General features: G+C 68.7%; 26 protein-coding genes and 1 pseudogene. 10 read left to right on the forward strand and 17 right to left on the reverse strand.

Features of this window, described 5'->3' with window-relative positions; all coding sequences use genetic code 11:
- Positions 1-8 precede the first annotated feature (8 nt).
- Genes M6G65_RS14195 through M6G65_RS14210 form a run of 4 tightly spaced genes read left to right on the forward strand, consistent with a single transcriptional unit; the run spans position 9 to position 1,757 of the window.
- Complete coding sequence (locus M6G65_RS14195; RefSeq protein WP_238197791.1) at positions 9-620, forward strand: hypothetical protein; 612 nt, start codon at positions 9-11, stop codon at positions 618-620.
- Between the two features lie 4 nt (positions 621-624).
- The gene (locus M6G65_RS14200; protein WP_238197789.1) at positions 625-1,017 is read left to right on the forward strand and encodes a hypothetical protein; all 393 of its coding nucleotides are present in this window, start codon (positions 625-627) and stop codon (positions 1,015-1,017) included.
- Positions 975-1,298 carry a hypothetical protein gene (locus M6G65_RS14205; protein ID WP_238197788.1) on the forward strand — a complete coding sequence of 108 codons (324 nt, stop codon included), beginning with the start codon at positions 975-977 and terminating at the stop codon, positions 1,296-1,298. The genes M6G65_RS14200 and M6G65_RS14205 overlap by 43 nt, the downstream gene beginning before the upstream one ends.
- Positions 1,299-1,349: 51 nt before the next feature.
- The gene (locus M6G65_RS14210; protein WP_238197786.1) at positions 1,350-1,757 is read left to right on the forward strand and encodes a hypothetical protein; all 408 of its coding nucleotides are present in this window, start codon (positions 1,350-1,352) and stop codon (positions 1,755-1,757) included.
- Positions 1,758-1,949: 192 nt separating this feature from the next.
- On the opposite strand, the gene M6G65_RS14215 is transcribed toward M6G65_RS14210, so the two are convergent.
- Positions 1,950-3,887 carry a phage antirepressor KilAC domain-containing protein gene (locus M6G65_RS14215; RefSeq protein ID WP_250104083.1) on the reverse strand — a complete coding sequence of 646 codons (1,938 nt, stop codon included), beginning with the start codon at positions 3,885-3,887 and terminating at the stop codon, positions 1,950-1,952.
- A 151-nt stretch (positions 3,888-4,038) separates the two neighbouring features.
- On the opposite strand from M6G65_RS14215, the gene M6G65_RS14220 reads away from it, so the two are divergent.
- Positions 4,039-4,278, forward strand: a complete 240-nt coding sequence (locus M6G65_RS14220; protein WP_238197778.1) for a helix-turn-helix domain-containing protein — start codon at positions 4,039-4,041, stop codon at positions 4,276-4,278.
- On the opposite strand, the gene M6G65_RS14225 is transcribed toward M6G65_RS14220, so the two are convergent.
- The 12 genes and pseudogenes from M6G65_RS14225 to M6G65_RS14280 all read right to left on the reverse strand — a co-directional run bounded on the left by M6G65_RS14225 (position 4,275) and on the right by M6G65_RS14280 (position 9,899).
- Positions 4,275-4,490: a hypothetical protein gene (locus M6G65_RS14225; protein WP_238197776.1), complete on the reverse strand. Its 216-nt coding sequence runs from the start codon at positions 4,488-4,490 to the stop codon at positions 4,275-4,277. The two genes, M6G65_RS14220 and M6G65_RS14225, sit on opposite strands and share 4 nt — an antisense overlap.
- The gene (locus M6G65_RS14230; protein WP_238197774.1) at positions 4,490-4,666 is read right to left on the reverse strand and encodes a hypothetical protein; all 177 of its coding nucleotides are present in this window, start codon (positions 4,664-4,666) and stop codon (positions 4,490-4,492) included. The genes M6G65_RS14225 and M6G65_RS14230 overlap by 1 nt, the downstream gene beginning before the upstream one ends.
- Positions 4,663-4,827, reverse strand: coding sequence for a hypothetical protein (locus M6G65_RS14235; protein ID WP_238197772.1), 165 nt, complete (start codon positions 4,825-4,827; stop codon positions 4,663-4,665). The genes M6G65_RS14230 and M6G65_RS14235 overlap by 4 nt, the downstream gene beginning before the upstream one ends.
- Positions 4,828-4,891: 64 nt before the next feature.
- A complete protein-coding gene (locus M6G65_RS14240) occupies positions 4,892-5,077 on the reverse strand; it encodes a hypothetical protein (RefSeq protein WP_238197770.1) in 186 nt (61 codons plus the stop codon).
- Positions 5,074-5,304, reverse strand: coding sequence for an Rz1-like lysis system protein LysC (gene lysC / locus M6G65_RS14245; RefSeq protein WP_238197768.1), 231 nt, complete (start codon positions 5,302-5,304; stop codon positions 5,074-5,076). The genes M6G65_RS14240 and lysC overlap by 4 nt, the downstream gene beginning before the upstream one ends.
- Positions 5,301-5,681, reverse strand: coding sequence for a hypothetical protein (locus M6G65_RS14250; protein ID WP_238197766.1), 381 nt, complete (start codon positions 5,679-5,681; stop codon positions 5,301-5,303). The genes lysC and M6G65_RS14250 overlap by 4 nt, the downstream gene beginning before the upstream one ends.
- Positions 5,682-5,683: 2 nt before the next feature.
- Positions 5,684-6,229: pseudogene (locus M6G65_RS14255) on the reverse strand (lysozyme).
- On the reverse strand, positions 6,229-6,468 hold the full coding sequence (locus tag M6G65_RS14260) for a hypothetical protein (protein ID WP_238197762.1): 240 nt from the start codon (positions 6,466-6,468) through the stop codon (positions 6,229-6,231). Before M6G65_RS14260 ends, M6G65_RS14255 begins: the two are co-directional and overlap by 1 nt.
- A 324-nt stretch (positions 6,469-6,792) precedes the next feature.
- Complete coding sequence (locus M6G65_RS14265; RefSeq protein ID WP_238197760.1) at positions 6,793-7,239, reverse strand: hypothetical protein; 447 nt, start codon at positions 7,237-7,239, stop codon at positions 6,793-6,795.
- On the reverse strand, positions 7,236-7,436 hold the full coding sequence (locus M6G65_RS14270; RefSeq protein ID WP_238197758.1) for a hypothetical protein: 201 nt from the start codon (positions 7,434-7,436) through the stop codon (positions 7,236-7,238). The genes M6G65_RS14265 and M6G65_RS14270 overlap by 4 nt, the downstream gene beginning before the upstream one ends.
- Positions 7,437-7,513: 77 nt before the next feature.
- On the reverse strand, positions 7,514-7,876 hold the full coding sequence (locus M6G65_RS14275; protein WP_238197757.1) for a hypothetical protein: 363 nt from the start codon (positions 7,874-7,876) through the stop codon (positions 7,514-7,516).
- An 88-nt stretch (positions 7,877-7,964) separates the two neighbouring features.
- Positions 7,965-9,899: a hypothetical protein gene (locus M6G65_RS14280; protein ID WP_238197755.1), complete on the reverse strand. Its 1,935-nt coding sequence runs from the start codon at positions 9,897-9,899 to the stop codon at positions 7,965-7,967.
- Positions 9,900-10,274: 375 nt separating this feature from the next.
- On the opposite strand from M6G65_RS14280, the gene M6G65_RS14285 reads away from it, so the two are divergent.
- Entirely contained in the window at positions 10,275-11,078 is an 804-nt protein-coding gene (locus M6G65_RS14285) for a hypothetical protein (protein WP_238197753.1), read from the forward strand.
- Between the two features lie 1,178 nt (positions 11,079-12,256).
- Here the strand turns inward: M6G65_RS14285 and M6G65_RS14290 are convergent.
- The 4 genes from M6G65_RS14290 to M6G65_RS14305 all read right to left on the reverse strand — a co-directional run bounded on the left by M6G65_RS14290 (position 12,257) and on the right by M6G65_RS14305 (position 14,632).
- Positions 12,257-13,303 carry a PAS domain S-box protein gene (locus tag M6G65_RS14290; protein WP_238197751.1) on the reverse strand — a complete coding sequence of 349 codons (1,047 nt, stop codon included), beginning with the start codon at positions 13,301-13,303 and terminating at the stop codon, positions 12,257-12,259.
- 100 nt (positions 13,304-13,403) lie between these two features.
- Positions 13,404-13,562: a hypothetical protein gene (locus tag M6G65_RS14295; RefSeq protein ID WP_238197749.1), complete on the reverse strand. Its 159-nt coding sequence runs from the start codon at positions 13,560-13,562 to the stop codon at positions 13,404-13,406.
- A gap of 374 nt (positions 13,563-13,936) precedes the next feature.
- Positions 13,937-14,206, reverse strand: coding sequence for a hypothetical protein (locus tag M6G65_RS14300; RefSeq protein ID WP_238197747.1), 270 nt, complete (start codon positions 14,204-14,206; stop codon positions 13,937-13,939).
- Positions 14,207-14,287: 81 nt separating this feature from the next.
- The gene (locus M6G65_RS14305) at positions 14,288-14,632 is read right to left on the reverse strand and encodes a low affinity iron permease family protein (protein ID WP_238197745.1); all 345 of its coding nucleotides are present in this window, start codon (positions 14,630-14,632) and stop codon (positions 14,288-14,290) included.
- Between the two features lie 170 nt (positions 14,633-14,802).
- On the opposite strand from M6G65_RS14305, the gene M6G65_RS14310 reads away from it, so the two are divergent.
- From M6G65_RS14310 to M6G65_RS14320, 4 genes are all read left to right on the forward strand, one after another.
- Positions 14,803-15,105, forward strand: a complete 303-nt coding sequence (locus tag M6G65_RS14310; RefSeq protein ID WP_238197743.1) for a hypothetical protein — start codon at positions 14,803-14,805, stop codon at positions 15,103-15,105.
- A 90-nt stretch (positions 15,106-15,195) separates the two neighbouring features.
- A complete protein-coding gene (locus tag M6G65_RS14315; protein WP_238197740.1) occupies positions 15,196-15,342 on the forward strand; it encodes a hypothetical protein in 147 nt (48 codons plus the stop codon).
- A 1,127-nt stretch (positions 15,343-16,469) separates the two neighbouring features.
- Positions 16,470-16,730: a hypothetical protein gene (locus tag M6G65_RS34200; protein ID WP_488600466.1), complete on the forward strand. Its 261-nt coding sequence runs from the start codon at positions 16,470-16,472 to the stop codon at positions 16,728-16,730.
- A 439-nt stretch (positions 16,731-17,169) separates the two neighbouring features.
- Positions 17,170-17,568, forward strand: coding sequence for a heme utilization protein (locus M6G65_RS14320; RefSeq protein ID WP_238197738.1), 399 nt, complete (start codon positions 17,170-17,172; stop codon positions 17,566-17,568).
- The last annotated feature ends 18 nt before the right edge of the window (positions 17,569-17,586 follow it).

Consider the following 17,586-nt stretch of genomic DNA (forward strand, 5'->3'; position numbering starts at 1 on the left):
GGGCAGCCATGATCCAGGACGAGTTCACTCTCATCTGCTCCTACGCCCTCGTCGGATACGAGGGCGTGGAAACCCTGCGGATCCTCGGCGTCGAGCCGTCGCCGATCGGGCCCCGCGTGAGGTGGGAGGCCCCGGGCATGCCCGCCGAGCGCGAGCGCATCGTGTCGGGGGCCGGCTACGTCACGCTCGGCCCCCCGTCCGGTCCGATGATGCTCGACATGCTGAGCCGAACCCTCGCGGCACGTTGGGGGAACGGCTCGCCGCGATGCCCCGCGAACTGGCGGGAGAGCCTCCAGCAGCGGTTCCCCCGCCTCTTCACGGAAGAGGATCCGTGCGTCGGCCCCGGATGGAGCTGGCTTTTCGAAGCCGGTGCCACGGCAATCCGCGAGCGCGGCGTGCCTCGAAACTTCAAGACTGTGCAGACGAAGGAGAAGTTTGGGGCCGCCAGATGGTATTGGAGCGTAGATGAAAGCTGTGAATACACCAGAAACATCATCGCCACCGTAGAGCATCTGTCAGCCTACATTTGCGAGGACTGCGGACGTCCTGGCCGTATCCGCAAGGGCGGTTGGGCCAAGTGCAAGTGCGACATACACGCGTCCACTAAGTCCGCCCGCTAGGGCCGTGCCCGCCGTCGACGTCTACTGGAACCGGACCCGGCGCGCCTGGTCGGTAAGGATCTCCGGCCGGGTCGTCGACCACGTCCAAGCCGTCGCGCTCGTCGGTGTGACGCTCCAGGCCTCTGAGGCCTCCCGCCTGCGCTGCCTCCGGACCGGCGCCCGCGACGTCCATGCCGTGGCGAAGGGGATGCCGCTCCACGGCGTGCCCCGTCCCGCCGGGGCCCTCCGGTTCTCATACCGCTTCAGCGAGCCAGGGTTCCGGCTCGCGGACGGCTCTCTCATCACCGCCGCCGCCGTCGCCTGGTTCGAGGTCGACGGCACCGCCTGGTGCCTAGCCCCCTTTCGGAGTGACCGATGCGTACCCTCGCCCTCGCCCTGGCCGTCCTCGCCTCTCTAGCCGCCCCAGCCGAGGCAGGATCCCCGCCGGCCGGCGTGTACTGCAGCGTGTCGGGCGAGCTGCCACCGATCGTCGTGGGCCGCGCGCCCGGCCGGATCGGGATCGACCTTCTCGATTGCCGGGACGCGGTGATCGCCGGCGGACGCCTCCGGGCGAGCCGGTGCCACGCAAATGGGGGCGCGGAAGTCGATTACGACACCTCGTTCCGTGTCCTCGCCGACGGCGTGATCGTCCACGAGATGGAGCTGTATCGCATCACGCCGCGCGTGCCGTGCCCCTGAGCCTAGTGCCTCTCACGCCCCGAGCCGACGATGCCCGCAGGGAGATCCACGATGCGCCGCCTGAGACGCCTGAGCCTCGCCGAGATCGCAAGACGCCGGGCCGACGCGCACCGCGATGCCGACCTGCTGCAGAGCGGGTGGCAGCCCGACCAGAGGACGCTCGATGGTGCGCCGACGATCGATGCGTGGGGCGCGGCGACTTATCCGGGGACGAGCCTGCCCTGCCTAGTGGGCTACGTCTCGGGGCATCCCATCGTGCCGGACGGGCCCGCGACGACGTCGCCGATCATCGCGTGGGGCGACGACTGGATCAGGACGGAGAGCAGGTTCTACAGGGTGCTGGAGCCGCTCCGGATCCCGGCTGCGCCGAGGCCCTCCGAGCCCCAGGGCGAGACAACCCCGGAGCCATCGTCCGCAAATCCGGACGAGCCGGATGGGAGCGGCTTCGTGGGGTTCTAGCCCTCACCCACCAGGGCAAGGAGCTCCTTGGCCCGCTTCCGGCCCTCGTCTCGCGCCCAAGCCAGCGGCCGGGGCGGCACCTCCGCCTCCCCGCTCATCCACCGCCTCACCTGCCTCGGGTTCTCACCCAGCGCATCAGCCAGGTCCGTGACCCATCGCGGGCCGAACATCAGCTGCCCGATGGCCCGGATCTCATCGGCCGCCCTGAGCGTCGGCGGGCCACCGTTCCCCGTGCGGGCTGCCTCGGCGACGATCGTCTCGGCACGGGCAGCCTCGGCGGCCCGGATGGCCCGGCCCTTGGCGATCCGGCGGTCCCGCTCGGCGTCGCGGCGCTCGCGTTCGGACCGGCGCGGTAGCCAGTCCGGCAACTGCATGGCGTCCTGTTCGGAAATGATACCGTCCGGCATCTCGGTTCCTTTGCTCGGTTGCTCCCCTTTGAGACGGGGGTGCAGATCTGCACCGGCACCCCCGCGCGGTGTCAGTCCTCGTCGTCGAAGAGGGCTCGACCGGAGCGGGCTGCCCCACGGCCGCCGCGGCCGCCTTGGCCGCCTCCTTCTCCTTGATCCGGAGGTGGGCCTTCCAGCGGATCTCGAACCAGGCCTGCCCGCCCGCGGTGACGAGGGTCTGCCACCGCTCCTGACCGTCCGAGCACGGCACCAGCCTGACCGTCAGGACCGCGTCCTTGCCACCCTTGCGCAGATCTGCGCGGGGCTGGAGCCAGCCGCTCTCCCGGAACAGGAACTTGCGGTCGAGCATCCACTGGAAGAACTCGGTGTGCGGCGCGTCGAGGATGCGCGCCAGCGTGCGCAGGTTCTCCGTCTTGCCGGTGCTCCTGAACCGCCGCGCCGCCTCGACAAGTGGGGCCTGCTCGGCGAGGACCTCCTGCGCGACGACGAGCTCGCGGCCCGTCTGGCCGGCCCGTTCCGACGCACGCCGCGTCAAGACCGTCTGGTCCTCCAGCTGCTGGAAGGTGTCGGCGTGCGCGTCCTTCTCGGCTGTGAGGGCGGCGCGGGCGGTGAGGGTCGCCTGTGCATGGTGGGCGATCAGGGCGATGACCTGCTCCGGATCACGGAGCGCCTCCAGGAGGCCGACAGGCTGCGGCTGCGCGGCCGGCAGGGTGTAGGATCCAGTCTTCCGGATCGAGGGCAGCACCTCGCCAGTGACGTAGCGGCGGAACGTGTGCGGCGTGGTCCCCGGCGTCGTCGCCCCCCTGCACCGCAGGATGAGGGTGTATAGGCCAGACTCGGTGACGACGAGCAGGTCTTGGGGGCCGCCACGGGTCGGGATTAAAGCCCGACCCTTCTCATCGTCATCCAGCTTGGCGACGGCGTCGGACACGTCTTTCAGCGACAGGGCGGCGCAGGCGTCGACGGCGACGAACCGCGCATCGTCCCCATCGCCGACGACACGGATCTCCTGATCACCGAACATGAACGTGGTGACGGTGACGTCCGGGAGCTTGGTGATCGCGTTCATCAGGCAGCCCCCGGTGTGCGAATCGGCGCCGGCGTCGACCGGGACGAAGGTGCAGTCCCATGGCAGGTCGAGGTCTTCCTCCAGCGCGGCCGGCCCGACGATGATGCCGCCGAAGCCGGGGCGGTCGTCGAGGAAGGCGATCAGGTCCTTGAGCTTGTCGTCCCCCTGCGTCTTGGCCGCATAGAGCCAGATGTGATCCCTGCCGCCGTGGCGGACGACACCGAACGCGGGGGCGTGCAAGAGCACGACATCCGAGACGGTCGCGCCCGGCAGCCAGCGGCCGTGCTCCTCGCGGAAGGCAGCCTCCCGCGCCCTGTCGAGCGGGCCACCGGCGGCGAGCTCGCCGATCGGATCCCACGTGCTCTCGATCTGCTTCATCCGCTCCACGCAGGCCTCCAGCAGGGCGACGCGGATCTTCGGGAAGGCGTATTCGCCGTCCGGGCACTCCTCGCCCTGTCGGAGGAGCAGGTCGTGCGCCGAGTGCGGGTCTGCCAGCATGGCAGAGGCGACGTCGTCGTAGAGCTGGGCCTCGGAGAGCGTGGAGACGGCGTTCAGGAGGGCCTTCTTCACCGTGTGGATCTCGGAGCCGCTGAGCTGCTCGGAGGGGCGCGCGAGGAGCGCGTTGATGCTAGTGTCCTTGGTGGGCTCGCGCATGGGGTGTCATCCCGTGTGTCGACCAGGCTCCGGGCGGCGGCTGCAACCGTTTCCCGGGGCCACCCCCGGGTGGGGGTGGTTAGGGTTATTTGACCACGTTTCTGGAAAAGCGCAACCTTGATCGTTGCAGAAATCTTGCTAAATTGACGCAATGTTCCCCACCGGTCCACAGATCCGCGCCGCGCGCGCCCTGCTCAACATGAGCCGCGACGAGCTCGCAGCCCTGAGCGGCGTGTCGGCTAGGACGATCGACAATCTCGAAAGCGAGGCGCGGACGCCGATCCAGGCTACCCAGATCGCGGTGATGTCTGCCCTGATGTCGGGGGTCGAATTTCTGCCGCCTGATCCGAAGCTCGGCCGCGGTCCAGGTGTCTGTCTCGTAGCCCGCTAGGCCCCCGCCCGGGCCCGCCTCGCGCCCTTCGGCCCCCGCAGCTCGGGGGCCCGCCTGAGCAGCTCGGCCGGCTCGCTGCCCCATCGCTCGACGCACGCGACGATGGGATCCTCCCCCGATGTCCGGGACCAGGCCACCAGCTGGCGGACCTGCGCCACGGATGGCCGATGCCTGACGCGGCTCTCCCAGTCCTCGGCTCGGGCCCGCTCCATCAGGCAGGCCTCCGTAGGGGCATGTAGGTCAGCTCGCGCGCGATGCGGGCGAGCTGCTCGGCGATGGCCTCCTGCTCGTAGCCCAGGATCGGATCGGCGTAGAGCTCCTCCCGAAGCAGGTCCGCCCGCACCGCCAGGTCGACCTCGCCGGGCTTGATGTCGTCCGGCACCGTCACGACCCCTGCTCCTCGGCGGCGCGCAGGGCGGCGAGGGCCTGCTCAAGGGCGGCCTCCCAGGTGCTCGGAAGGGGCCGGTCGGCGAGCAGGCCCAGGTAGCGCCGGCGCCCCTCGACAAGCGCAGCCGCGGCGGCGAGGACGGCGACGGCTTCGGGCGTCATGGGCGGATCCTGCGGGGCGGGTCGACGAAGCACAGCGCGAGCGCGACGCCGACGAGGAACGTCGTCACCGATGCCGCCTCCGGATCGGCGCCACGGCTTCGATCGCCGCGGCGACGTCGGCCCGTCCTGGGGCGGGCCCGACCGCCTCGCCGAGCGGGGCCCGGTGCACGGCGTCCGGCACCGGCGGCCCGATCGGTGCGGGCGGCGGCGCGTAGCAGGCCAGCGCGACGAGCGCAGCCGCGCCGGTCATTCGGTGGGCGCCATGATCGAGCGGACCGCGCCGAGCCGATCGCGGCAGTCGGCATGGGCGTCGCGCAGGTCGACGGCGTAGCCGGCGACGTCGCGCTGCGTGCCACCCTTCCGCCAGGTCGGCGCGTCGGAGCATGTCAGCAGGCTCGCGGGGATGGATGGCTGGCCGGGCGTGACGCACCCGGCGAGGCAGGCGGCGAGCGCGGCCGCGGCGAGGATCCGGATCATCGGCCGCCCTCCAGGACGTCGCGCAGGACCGGGGCAACGGGCCCGTCGTCCGATGCCGGCGCGGTGACGACTTGATCGCGGATCGCCCGATTCGCGGCGGCTCGGGACGCGGCCTTGGCGGCGACGCCCTCGACGGCTTTGGTCCCCCGCGCGGCGGTGGCGGCCGCGGCCTTGGCCTCGTCCCGCTCGCGCCGGGCGGCGCCAAGGTCGGCCTGCAGCGCGGAGACGTAGGCGGCACCGCCGAGCATCACGGCCACGCATGCCAGCGGGAGCGCCAGGCGGGGCATGTAGACCGCCGCGGCGACGGCGGCCGCGACGGCGATCAGCGCGCCGATCCCGATGGGCGTCCAGACTAGGGCGAGGGCCAGGACGAGCATCGTCAGATGCCCTTGAGGCAGAGCGCGCGCTCGCGCTCGCGGCGGGCGCTCAGGCCCGGCACGACGCGGCCGCCGGCCCGGTTGAACTTCAGGACGGCCTCGCACGCGCCGCGGCGGTCGCCGGCGTTCTAGCGCTTCACGACCGTCGACTTGCAGAAGGCCCCCGAGCCGATGTTGTAGGCGAGGTCGAGGAAGGCGACGTACGGCTCGTCGCCGATCGGCGCCTTGATGCAGCGCTCGACGGAGCCCTGCGCGAACTCGCCGAGCGCCTTGACGAGCATCGCGTCGCACTCGGCCTTGGTGAACCGCATGCCGAGCTCGACGCCGCGGGTCTCGCCGTAGCAGACCGTCGGCAGGTTGTGTGCGAGCCGGTCCGGGTAGGCGACGAGCTTTAGGCCCTCGTTGGGGCCCGTGGTCGTCACCGCCATCGCGGCGACGCCGGTCACCATGCCGGTCGCGGTCACGGCCGCGAGGATCCGGTTGCGGCCGTTGCCGACAGGCTTGGCGGCGGCCGGGGATGCCGGCCTCTTGAGCGAGAACCACGGCATCAGGACTGGTCTCCGGCGAGGTGGGCGTTGGCGAGGAAGGGCAGGACGAGCGCGGCCAGCGACACGACGGTCGTAGCCACCGCGAAGGGGATCGGGCCGAAGGGCGGGTCCGACGCAAGGCAGGCCATTCCGGCCTGGAGCGCGCTGAAGGCGAAGCCGGCGCCGCTCAACCAGACGACGCGGCTGTGCTTGGCGACGTGCGCCGGGTTCGAGACGACACGGGGCTTGCGCAGCTTCACGGCCGGCTCCTGCGGTTGCGATGGTGAGGGGAGCCGGTGCGGGCGCCGCGCCGGCGCACCCGGGCAGGTTGGCCAGCGCGTCGGCGTGGTCGTTCAGCGCCCGGGTCAGGTCCGTGGCGGTCCGGACGAGCGTGAAGCCGAGGTCCCGATCGGCGGGATCGAGAGCGAGGCGCGGCATCGCCAGCACCGGGTCGGGGCCGCGGCGGGCTTCCTTGATCCGGGCGACGACGTACGTGCCGAGGGCGAGGAACGCGCCGCCCAGCACGGTGCCGAGAGTCTTGAGGTACTCGGCCGGGAGGCCGACGAGGTCGGAGAGCCAGTCGGTCACGCCGCGGCCCTCCGGACGATGCGCGCGCGCTCGTCGTTGTGGCCTTGGTCCCAGATCGCGCGGAAGGCGCAGTAGGCGTCGACGGCGGCGAGCACCCCGTAGGCCCCGCAGCCGGTGTTCACGCCCGGGTAGCCATCCCGCCAGAGCAAGACGGTGATCCAGCCCCACAGGACGGAGCCGACGCTGGCGGTGACAAAGCGGAGGAGCGGGCTGTGCCGCTTCGAGCCGTTCACCCAGAGCCCGACCATGCGCACGATCGCGACGCCGAGCAGCGCGGCGCCCCACGTACCCTCGGGGGCGATCGCGGCGAACGGCCCGAATGTCGGGCGCGAAAAGGTGGATCCTGGAGCCAGCAGCGCGCAGGCGACGCCGAACAGGATCATCGCGCCGACCCACTCGGCCTCGCGGCGCTGATGCTGCCCCTGCAGAGGAAGGCCGGTCATGCCCGGTTCTCCGCGTCCTGCTCGGCCTTGAGCTTGGAGAGCAGCGCCGCGAACCCGGTGTCCGTCGCCGGGCACTGGCGGATAGAGCCGTCGGACAGGATGACGGTCAGTATCGGCTGGACGGGCGGATCGAGCGCGACGGTGGCGATGACGCCTTCGTCGCGGAGCGTCCGGAAGTCGGAGGAGGCGCGGTACACGGGAGGCCTGCGGGCAGGGCCGCCACTCGCGGCCGGGACGCCATCAGCCTCCGCCTCAGTCCGTCACGCGTTCCAGGTCACGCGCGGCGCCTGCGCTCCGATCGGCGCGAGACGACCGTCACGACGCGTCCGCCTTTCAGGACGAGGCCGACACCGTCCCGGCAGACACCCACCGCCCCGTGCCGGACCCCGACACCGCCGTAGAACGCCAGCCACCGGCGGACCGCGCCGATCGGCACGCCCGCGGCCTGCATGGCGTCCACCGCCTCGACGTCCTCTAGCCCGTCGAGGACCTCTTCCATCCCGAGGATGCGATCCCCGTAGCGCCGAAGCGCGTGGATCGTGACGCGGGCCCGGACGCCGCCCGAGCGGTCATGCTCGCAGCAGGGCGGCGGCGAGGAAGGGGTGCCCGGCTGGGCGACGGCGACGGCTTGGGGCACGGGGCTCTCCGGGGTGTCGGGAGAGCCTCAGGCCGTTCGGGCGATTTGGGAGAGGGAGGCGGCGAGGTCGTTCCCCTCGCCGTCAGTGTCAGGAAGCCCGCTTCGGCACGTAGCCGTCGCGGAAGCCGTCGGTCGGCCTCGGCGGGGGCGGAGACTTCCGCGCCTCGGCCTGCGCCTTCGCGACCCGGTCGGCCTCGCGGTCGCGCTTGACGGCGCGGTTCACCAGGGCGCGGTCGGCGGCGATCTCGGCAGCCGGGTTCACGGACCTACCGTTCGAGACCCTCGTCGGCCAGCTCATCGCCAGCATGGCGACGTAGTGCGAGGCGTTCTCGTCCTGCTTGCCCACCGTCAGCCCCGGCACGAAGGCGCGGGTGACGTTGTCCAGCCGCGCGATGGCTTCCAGGTAGGCATCGCCCGCCTCGGCGAGGATCGGGTATTCCCCTGCCGCGAAGGCCTGCTTGACGCGGGCGGCCACCAGGACCGCCTTGGCGAACGGGTACTCGAAGGCAGGCTGCCACTCCCGATACAGCCGCAGACCCTCGGCACGTGCCGCAGGCGACGTGAGGTCCACGGTGGTGGGAGGCATCGGCATGGCGGGGTCGTCTGAGGGTATCGGCACCGTGGGCTTCGAAGGAACGGTCACGCGCTTCTTGGCGGGCTTGGGCGAAGCCATGCCATCGGCCCGTGCCTCCCGAAGGGTGCGCCGGCGTTCCTGGGCGGCAGCCACGGTGGAAGCCTTCAGGCGCAGCTTCCTCGCTTTCTCGATCTCCTGCTTGAACCGGTATCGCTCCGCGATGGCCGGCCCGATGTCAGGGGCCGCGGCCTCGGCGTGGGAAAACGCCCAGAAGACCTTGTCGGCCCCGTCCCGGGCGATCGCGTCGAGGAGCCTCTGCCCACGGCAGGCGCCCGTCTCGAAGGCCGGGGTGATCGCCTCGCCCGTGAGCGCCTCGTGGATCGCGGCGAGCCATAGGTCGTGGCGGACCCGCATCTCGGACTGCAGGAGCGGTGCGGCCCGGCCCGTCTTCCGATTGCGCAGCCGGGCGCTCGGCAGACTCGACCCGAGGCGGACGATCGTCTCAGGGCGCACGGCGTACGGGGGCGCGTCCCGGCGCTCGCAGAGCGACGCGAAGGTCTCCTCGTCCAAGGCACGGGTCGGCACGGCGTCCAGGCGCTCGGGCGGGCAGAGGCGGATGGTGAGAGCGATCGAGGCGACGGCGCGCGCCTGCAGCGCAGCGCCGTCATCGCCGGTGACGATCTCGCCCGCCCGGCGGCGCGTATCGTGCGCCGTCCCGACTGAGACGATCTCGAACGACCGGACGTGCTCGGCGATCTCCTCCACGGCCGGCGTCAGGTACCGGATCCGGAGCTGGCCGACGTGCAGGCTCGCGCCGGGGGCAGGCTCGGGCATGCCGAGCGCGGCGGCGAGGTCCTCGGGGCTGTACTCCATGACGAAGGGCTGCATGCCCGGCTCGTAGCGGATCCGCTCGGCCGCGACGTGGGCGAGCACTTGGCGGTACAGCAGCGAGGAGGACCGGCGACGGAACCGGGCGAGGACGGACAGGTCGAGGTGCGCGTACCGGCTGCCGGGCTGCTGCAGCGGAACGGCCCACGCCGGCAGGTGGAAGTGGAACATCGCGCCCCGTTTCAGCGGCTCGGGCGCACGGCCGAACAGCCTCTTCAGGGCGGCGACGAGCTCGCGCGGCTGCGCGTCGTGCCCACCGGCCGACAGGACCGTCAGCGCCGACGCGACGGAGCAGAGCCGCGCGGCGCGGATCGACGTCTCCGTCTCCTCGCCCTGGGCCGTCAGCGCCACCAGGGCCTCGAACAAGGAGATGTCGCGTGCGGTGATGCCGTCACCCCCGGCCAGCGTCCGGTCGCGCAGCCATGCTACGGAGCGCGGGACCGACGGCGCGACCCTGAGGAAGTCCTGCACGGAGGTCAGGGCCTCGGACAGCGCGCCCCGGGCCTTCGGCACGAACGGGGCGCGGCGGCGAGAGGACGTGGGGCGGGAGGTCAGGGACATGGCGCCTAGATCTGCAAACCTGCAACGGATGATACGCCTCGGTTTGCCAATCACAAGAGGCAGTTGGCACGGAAATTTGGCTGGGGCGCCGGGGCACAATACTGAGAGATCTGGGCGTGCGCCCCGAGAGGGCCCTGACGGGGCGTGGAGAGGTGGGACCGAGGCTAAGGCCGGTCGGTCGCTATTAGTATTGTCACCGCCCTCCACGCCTCTCCCCTAGGGGAAATGCCGATTTCGCCGTTGCAGGTTTACACGTCGAGCGGTGCAACTTTGCACCCTCGGATCGGCCGCGCACCTGCAACCCTTCAACCGGGCGCATGGCGCGGCTCTGGTGTGACCTGGAGGCCGTGACGGGGGCCCGCGTAGGCTGCCGCCATGGCCGGCATCCCCCTCGACGTCATCAGCGACATCTGCAACCAGGTCGGGCAGTGGCAGCACGCCTTCCTGTCCGAAACGTCGCTCAAGCGCTACCGCCGCGCCTGCGCGTGGACCATGTCGGAGGTCGCTAAGGCGGCCGCCGGGGGAGCCACGGCCGCCGTCGACGAGGCGTTCCAGGATCCCACGCCGTGGATGCGGCGGGCGTTCAAGTACATGCGCGCGCTGAACAAGGGGTCCGACGAGGTCGACGCGGACGTCTTCGTCCTGCCCAGCCAGTCGATCGTCATGAAGTACAGCATGGGCGACGGCCCCAACGTCCGCCGCCCCGGCGACGTCGGCCTGGCCAAGGACACCATCCTCGTCCCCAACTGGAAGAACTTGCAGCTCACCCAGGGCATCAACCGCAACAGCTATGGCAACCTGCCTGGGGGCGTCGCCGCGCGCCTCGCACGTGAGGCCCTGGGGCAGCTGGCCAAGCATCGCGCACCCGGCAGGTGGGGCGTCTACAAGGGTGAGCTGGACGTGGGCGGGTCGCGCGTCATGGGCTACATCGCCCGCCCACCGCGCGGGTATGCGCCCATCGGCAAGAACGGGCGCGAGATCGTCGTGAACCTCGGCAGGCCGCGCGCGCTCCTCGTCGCGATCCAGCAGGCGACGTACAAGCCCGTGATGCAGCCCTTCTACGACAAGGCCATGCGCAAGGCCGTCGAGCGGATCCCCGCGCAGATGGGAGGTGAGCTGCGCGACGCCATCGAGTACCGGGCGGCCAACGGCGGCATGCGCCGGCTCGGCGCGGCCTGACCCCATCCCCCCTGGGACCTGGAACGCATGACGGGCCCGGGCCGAACCTGCCCGGGCTGATGATGCCGATCCCGCGGCAGCCGCGGGCATGGGCCCGGGTAGGGTGGGACGGCCTCGCACCCAGGGGATGGTGATGTAGGGGGGCACGGGAGCCGACGGGGAGGGAGCCCGACCCGTCCATGGTGGCGTCCGCATTTCCGGACGCCGTGGCGCACGTGATCCAGGGCCCGCCCCGCCTGCCCGGCCTCCCAAGCCGTGCCGGCGCCCCACGCCGCCCGGCGCGCGCCTAGGGCGCGCCATGGCCGCCGCGGCCGCGGGGCCTGCCCCCTCCCACCCATGGCATGGGGTCCCCTGGGCCTGGAGAAACCTGCGGGGAAGCATTCGCCCCCGGGACCGCGCGACTTGTAGAATTTCGTGGGAGGCTTCCGCATTCGATGCGAGGCCAAGCCCCTGACCCGGCAGGGGAAACCCGCCACCCGAATGCGGAGTAACCCGTGCCGTGACCGGCCAGCCGACGCCATCGCCCGACGCCGCCGCGCCCCGCGGCCGGACCTACCCCATAACCGAGCTCGCCGAGATGACCGGCTGGCACCGGGACACGATTGCGGACTTGCTGAGGCGCAAGGACAACCCGCTGCCGTACGAGGCCAGGGGCCGCCAAAGGGCGAGTAGCAGATTACGCTGCGGCGGTTGGCGCGAGGACGTCGCTACTCAGGAAAGCTAGGACGGGTCCGTGCAGCGCGCCTTGCCGTTTAAGGGAACATCAAATTGGGAACAGCTGTGTGTAAGCGCCCTCAGCTGGGAACCCGAGTAGTTCCAAACTTATTCTTTCTGCCCGGAAGCAGACCTTCGGCTAAGCGCCCATTCCGGTCGTCTAAGGAGCCGCGAACGCTCCTCGATAGCGGACATTCACCTGGACGATTGCGGCGGCCCATTCACATAAGGGCACGCTACGGAATTAACGTCGGTTCGGTGGGTTCGTTTCAACCGGATGAAACACAAGGCTGCAATGGCACGTGGGTGACCCGCGAATCGCTACACTCAGAACTCGATCCCGCCTGCAGATTAGCAATCGCGGCGCGGACGGGGTGCGCGGGCCGGGCGAGCCATGATGATATGGCCGCCCGGCCATCGGGCTGAGGCTGCGTTTTCCAGTTGCTGCCCGCCTCCTCGATGCATCAGGCAATCGGTAGCTCAATCCGGCAGCGCACGCCGTCCTCGTCCAGCCGGTAGTCGACCTGCGCCTGGAGCGCGTAGGCCAGGGCCTGCTGGATCAATTCCGCGCCGTAGCCGCGGTGCATGATCTTGTCGGGATCGACGGCGACGCCGCTCTCAACCCAGATCAGGGCAAGCCGGTGTTGCCCGCGCTGATCAAGCGCCACCTCCCAGGTTACGCCGAGCCGGCCGGTCTCGCCCTTCAGCGCACCGTGCTTGACGGCGTTGGTGGTCAGCTCGTGAACCGCCAGGGCGAAGTTCTGCACCTGCCGCACTGTCAGGTGCACCTCCGGCCCGGAGATCGTCACGCGGTCGAACGCGCTATCGGCATATGGGGCCAGCTCAGCCCGGACGAGCGCGCCGATTTCTACCGTGTCGGTACCGCCCTCGCTGAGCAGGCCCTGGACCCGGCTGAGCGCCTGCAGCCGGTGCCCGAACGTCTCCACCGAGCCGCGTTGTTTCACCGTGCCGTTCGCGATCGCGATGACCACGCCGAGCAGATTGCGCGTCCGGTGCTGCAGTTCGCCGGCCAGAAGTCGTTGACGCTGCTCCCCGGCTCGGGCGCGCTCACCAGCCTCGCGCAGTGCCGCTTCGGTCTGCCGTAGGCCCGTGATGTCACGCTGAACCGAGATCCAATGGGTAATCTGCCCTGACCCGTCCTGCATGGGGGTGATCAGCCACTCCATGCGGTAGGTGCTGCCGTCCCGGCGGTAGTTCACCGCCTCCCCCTGGAACGACGCGCTTCGTGAGAGCGTCTTGCGCACTCGGTCGAGCATCGCGCGGTCAGTCCCCGGTCCCTGTAAGAACCGCGGCGAGCGCCCGATGACTTCTTCGTGGGTGTAGCCGCTCATGCGATAGAAGGCTGGGTTGGCGTAGACGATCACCGGACCGGGCGCATCGATTTCTGGCGTGGTGATGAGCACCGCCTCGCCGATCGCTTCCAGAGCTACTTCGAACAGGGCTGCGCCTGGCAGCAAATGAGCGGGGGAAGGATCAGATCCACGGGTCACAGGTGGGCCTCTGATCTCTCATCCGGTGGTGAACTGGTGAGTGCCGCCCCTGTTCCCAAGGTTTGCGATGAAGATGGCGCCGCGGCGTCATCCCAAATGCTCATTTAAGAGGCGGCTCGGCATCGACGCGCCTGCGCACGCCATCCCGGATCTTTAGGTGAAGTGCTGCCTGATGTGCCGGGCGAAGCACCGCAGAACTCTGAACAAAATAAATGAGGCGCTTGCTCAGATAGCGTAATCCGTTCATCTTGCCGAGCATGAAATTATTGAGCAATAAAGCGGCAATGAGACGCTGTCATAAAATTGTAATCTGATGACCCGATCCGTCATGACGGTCGTCGCATTAGCTGCCAACGTGATGCCTGCCGTCGCTGGATGCCAGGATGCAGCGGGCAGCTATAATCAGGCCCTAGACGATATTTCTATCTATCTTCGAAGGTACACAAGGTGCCTGCAGACAAGTCCATCCAGTTATGCCTGCGGCGTCGAGTTCCATAGGCTCGGCAAAGCGCAAGAAGATTTTGAGTCCGCAGTGTTGTGGCGCCAAAAGGAATGTCGAGATTAGGATACTGCGGTGCTGTAATCTCGGAGCTTGGATCTGCAGTGACATCGATCACGAACGTAAGATCTGGATCAATCACCGTCGCGTTGCGGAAGGCGCTCTTCGAGGTGAGTTGCCGCATCCGCGTAGAGTTCAAAGCGCCGCAGCAGGACCGCCCGCTTCTCGGGCTTGCGCGTCCCATCCATCTTCGATTTTGCCTTGTCCGCGCGCTCGCGCATCTTCTTGGCCAGCTTTCCGAATGCCTCGTCGATCCTGGTGCTGACCTTCTCAGCCTCGGCCTTCATCGCGTCTTGGTGGTCCCGCACGGAGCCGGGGAACGTGCTCTTTTTGTCCTTGCCCATTGTCGCCCTCTGTCAATCCACCAGACCCCCTCTTAAGCTATGCATTACGACGATGCGATCACGGCCGCCCAGCGCTTCCCATCAAGCGGGTGGCCTTGGCGCCTTGTCCTGCCTGAGAAGCTCCAGCTCTTCGGCGCTGAGGTCCTCAATCCCGATCAGGCGCTCGTCCGTGTCAGCCACCGCGCGGATGAGTTCATCGAGCTTGATCTGGATAGCCGCGATGTCCCGTGCGCCGGCCACCAGGATCACGCCGGCCAGGAGCATGGCGGCGATGGACAGGAACAGGTTGAAGACGAGCGCCCAGTGGTCGTTGAAGCTGAGGAGGGCGCCAGCCCCCAGGCCCGCCGCGACCGTGAAGCATGTCGCCAGAAAGCCGATCGGCTTCGAGAGCCACACGGCGAGGGAAACGATGGGTCGGTCGAGCATCAATCACCAAGCTTTACCATGCAGCTTTAGCGATACCGCCCCAGCGGTGAAGCGCGAACTGCGCCGCTTCGGCCAGGAGCACGGGGTTGTGATGCCTTCAACGTAGAGCCTATGAACTGACGCTCCGTACACGTTAGCCGGCCGACTGTTTATCGGCAGAAGGAGCGATCATGGCCACGATCGAGCAACTTGCTACCACGTTGCAGGGGCTGGCTGGGCCTGGGATCAAGCGCAAGGAACTGATCGCGGCCGTTCGCGAGAAGCACCCGAAAGCGTCCAAGAAGGACATCGTGCCGGCCGCCTTTTACGCCCTTACCAGCACCGTGGAAGGCGACGTGGAGCGCGCGCATCGACTTCAAGCCTTCGCGCTGAGCGAGCGTGCTGCTGAGGAGGGCGAGGCACCACTTCCCGTGACACGCCGAAAGAAGGATAGGCGTAGAGATGCCCGTCGGGGCCAACAACAGGTGCACTGACCGAGCCGACGATACGGCCAAGGTCATCACATCGTCGTGGCAAAGCCATAGGGTGCGCGCTCCCCAGCACGCCCGACCCGACGAGACCCCGTGGCAGATTGGTTAGATGACCCGGAAGACGGCCGCTCGCCGCCGTTCGCCGAGCAAAGCTGGATGCGGCTATACATCCTTGCAGGGTTGATCGGATCCGGGACGCTTGGCGTGATTGGCGGGATGCTGCACGTCTTTCCCTGCTGACCAGGCTACTGGAGAACTACAGGATGAGCTGAGGCGACCAGCGCCAGCTCTTCACGTTCGAACCTGTGCCGTCTCGGCGGGTCGCTGGCGGCTATCACTGGGCGATCCGCAAGCATGGAAAGCTGGTACAGCGCTCCGATACCGCGCTTGCGACGGAGGGCAAGGCGCGCAACTAGGCGCTGGCCTGATCGGGCAGCTCCGCGTCGGGCAGGTGAACTGGTAGCTGCGATTGGTCCGCGCCACGTCGGAGGCAAACAAGAACCCGGCACGACAAACTGCCGGGCGGGCTCTGAGCCTCGCACCTTGGTGTCAACGCGGACCACAAGGCTCCGTTGGCACCTGCGCTGAGACGGGGCGCCACGGCATAGCTAGGATGGGCTTATAACAGAAAGGCCCGCCGCGGGAGCGAGCCGGGCGGGCAAAGAAAGTCGAGAAGAAAATCGCCGCGTTCTCTGGCATTCACGACTGAGCTCGGAGAGGCTTAGCCGCCGCTGCCGTTGCTACCGCCCGTGCTCCCCGTTGAGCCGGCACGCGAGGGCTGGCCCTCGTTGCCGCCCGCGGCTGACTCAGGCGTGATACCATCCGCAGCGCGGCCAGTCGGGGTGTAAGTGCCGGCACCTGGAGCACCGGTTGAGCCGCTCTGCCGCGTCACCACGCCGGGCGAGCCGGGCGGAACGACGACGGTCGTGCTGGTGGGTGTCTCAATCACAGCTTGCGCGAGAGCCGGCGAGACGAGCGCAGCAACGCAAGTTGCGGTTAGAATTGTCTTGATCATGTTAGACGCCTAATCATATGGACCGGGCAGGAAACTCCTGTTTCGACCCAACTCCGGTTACGCGTGATTGATCCGCATGTGTTGATCAGCGCCGTCTATCCATGAAAAGCCCGCCCCGGCGAACCGGGTGGTCTTCTTGTGCCGCGCAGCAGGCTGTTTTGGAGGCGCACGAGTTAGATCTGAAGGCGTGAGCGGATGCGCTTCTGATGGCGCTGCGGCGCAAGCTCGCCCAACACGAACTCCCGGGCCGACGCGCGCGCATGAACCGATCGCAATCCCCAACGCGCGAGCCTCAACGACCTGTGACTCTAGGGCGCTGGCGACCTCTGCTTCAGCATGACATGTCGGAGCTATGCCGAGCCCTGATCCGCAGACCTGTGAAGTGAAGATCGGGGGCGCCTGGATTGCCGTCAGTCTGGACGAAGCCGCGGCGCTGCACATCATGGCTGTCAAGCGCTGTCCGGCCTGTCACGGGCGCGTGGCGGTCAACGGGACGTATAGCGGGCCGAAGGTTCTACGACGCCTGTATCACCGCAAGGCGCACAATGGCTGCCCCCTCAAGGCTGACACGTACAATGGTCGGCTATCGCCGCATCCGCAGGCACTAACCTGACGCTCTGTGCTATCCCGCCATCGCACGGCCGTGGCGAGATCGCCGAGCAACCCCGAACAAAAGAGGCCGCCCCAGAGGAGCGGCCTGAGTCTAGGGAGGAAACGCCCAAGAAGGGCTGCAGCGCGGCGATGCTGGCGCTATCGCTTTGCTGCAATGCGCCAACCGATGCTGCGCTGCGATGTTCCGCCTAACTCTGGCGGTGGATATCTGACGCCCACCGGCCCGACCCGTGGGACGGGGGGATGTCTGCTGGACCGGGCCGAAGGGTGTCCCTCGTGAGGACGCTCCAAGGTGCGAGCCAACGATCTGACGGTCAATGAGAAAACCCGTCCCGGTATCTGACGCGTCTAGGCGGTCTCGGCCTTGGAAACCGTGTGCGGCATCCCATGGTTTGACGGAGACGTGGTCAGTCCTGACGGCGCAATCTTTGGAGCCGTCTATGGCACGCACCCCCGCCGCGGTCCTCGCGGCTGCCTTGTCGATCAGCGCACTCTGCCCAGCGAGTGCAGCGACGAAGAAGGTCCACGTGCCGGACCAATATGATGGCTCATGGAGCATCACGGCGGTCACGACCGAAGGCCCATGCTCGCCCAGCACGACCTACCACGTGCAGATCAAGGACAACGACACCTCGATCCCGGGTGAGGACATCGACATCGACGGGAGTGTCACGTCTAGCGGCGTCGTCACGGCGACCATCACGAAGGGGTCGGTCAAGGTGCCGATCACCGGCAGCCTCGACCCGAAAGGAACGGGTAGAGGCACGTGGCAGACGAAGGGTGGCCTAGTCGCGTGTACCGGGAGCTGGAGTGCTACGCGGTCGCGCTCAGACACCTAGATGCGGCAGCTCGGCTCA

The sequence above is a fragment of the Methylobacterium tardum genome (assembly GCF_023546765.1).
Taxonomy (GTDB): domain Bacteria; phylum Pseudomonadota; class Alphaproteobacteria; order Rhizobiales; family Beijerinckiaceae; genus Methylobacterium; species Methylobacterium tardum.

What these genes read in the sequence shown, in the direction of transcription:
- M6G65_RS14195 (WP_238197791.1), top strand. Translation starts at nt 9, where the DNA reads ATGATCCAGGACGAGTTCACTCTCATCTGCTCCTACGCCCTCGTCGGA.
- M6G65_RS14205 (WP_238197788.1), top strand. Translation starts at nt 975, where the DNA reads ATGCGTACCCTCGCCCTCGCCCTGGCCGTCCTCGCCTCTCTAGCCGCC.
- M6G65_RS14210 (WP_238197786.1), top strand. Translation starts at nt 1,350, where the DNA reads ATGCGCCGCCTGAGACGCCTGAGCCTCGCCGAGATCGCAAGACGCCGG.
- M6G65_RS14215 (WP_250104083.1), bottom strand. Translation starts at nt 3,887, where the DNA reads ATGCGCGAGCCCACCAAGGACACTAGCATCAACGCGCTCCTCGCGCGC.
- M6G65_RS14220 (WP_238197778.1), top strand. Translation starts at nt 4,039, where the DNA reads ATGTTCCCCACCGGTCCACAGATCCGCGCCGCGCGCGCCCTGCTCAAC.
- M6G65_RS14225 (WP_238197776.1), bottom strand. Translation starts at nt 4,490, where the DNA reads ATGGAGCGGGCCCGAGCCGAGGACTGGGAGAGCCGCGTCAGGCATCGG.
- M6G65_RS14235 (WP_238197772.1), bottom strand. Translation starts at nt 4,827, where the DNA reads ATGACGCCCGAAGCCGTCGCCGTCCTCGCCGCCGCGGCTGCGCTTGTC.
- M6G65_RS14240 (WP_238197770.1), bottom strand. Translation starts at nt 5,077, where the DNA reads ATGACCGGCGCGGCTGCGCTCGTCGCGCTGGCCTGCTACGCGCCGCCG.
- lysC (WP_238197768.1), bottom strand. Translation starts at nt 5,304, where the DNA reads ATGATCCGGATCCTCGCCGCGGCCGCGCTCGCCGCCTGCCTCGCCGGG.
- M6G65_RS14250 (WP_238197766.1), bottom strand. Translation starts at nt 5,681, where the DNA reads ATGCTCGTCCTGGCCCTCGCCCTAGTCTGGACGCCCATCGGGATCGGC.
- M6G65_RS14265 (WP_238197760.1), bottom strand. Translation starts at nt 7,239, where the DNA reads ATGACCGGCCTTCCTCTGCAGGGGCAGCATCAGCGCCGCGAGGCCGAG.
- M6G65_RS14280 (WP_238197755.1), bottom strand. Translation starts at nt 9,899, where the DNA reads ATGTCCCTGACCTCCCGCCCCACGTCCTCTCGCCGCCGCGCCCCGTTC.
- M6G65_RS14285 (WP_238197753.1), top strand. Translation starts at nt 10,275, where the DNA reads ATGGCCGGCATCCCCCTCGACGTCATCAGCGACATCTGCAACCAGGTC.
- M6G65_RS14295 (WP_238197749.1), bottom strand. Translation starts at nt 13,562, where the DNA reads ATGCTCGGCAAGATGAACGGATTACGCTATCTGAGCAAGCGCCTCATT.
- M6G65_RS14300 (WP_238197747.1), bottom strand. Translation starts at nt 14,206, where the DNA reads ATGGGCAAGGACAAAAAGAGCACGTTCCCCGGCTCCGTGCGGGACCAC.
- M6G65_RS14305 (WP_238197745.1), bottom strand. Translation starts at nt 14,632, where the DNA reads ATGCTCGACCGACCCATCGTTTCCCTCGCCGTGTGGCTCTCGAAGCCG.
- M6G65_RS14310 (WP_238197743.1), top strand. Translation starts at nt 14,803, where the DNA reads ATGGCCACGATCGAGCAACTTGCTACCACGTTGCAGGGGCTGGCTGGG.
- M6G65_RS34200 (WP_488600466.1), top strand. Translation starts at nt 16,470, where the DNA reads ATGCCGAGCCCTGATCCGCAGACCTGTGAAGTGAAGATCGGGGGCGCC.
- M6G65_RS14320 (WP_238197738.1), top strand. Translation starts at nt 17,170, where the DNA reads ATGGCACGCACCCCCGCCGCGGTCCTCGCGGCTGCCTTGTCGATCAGC.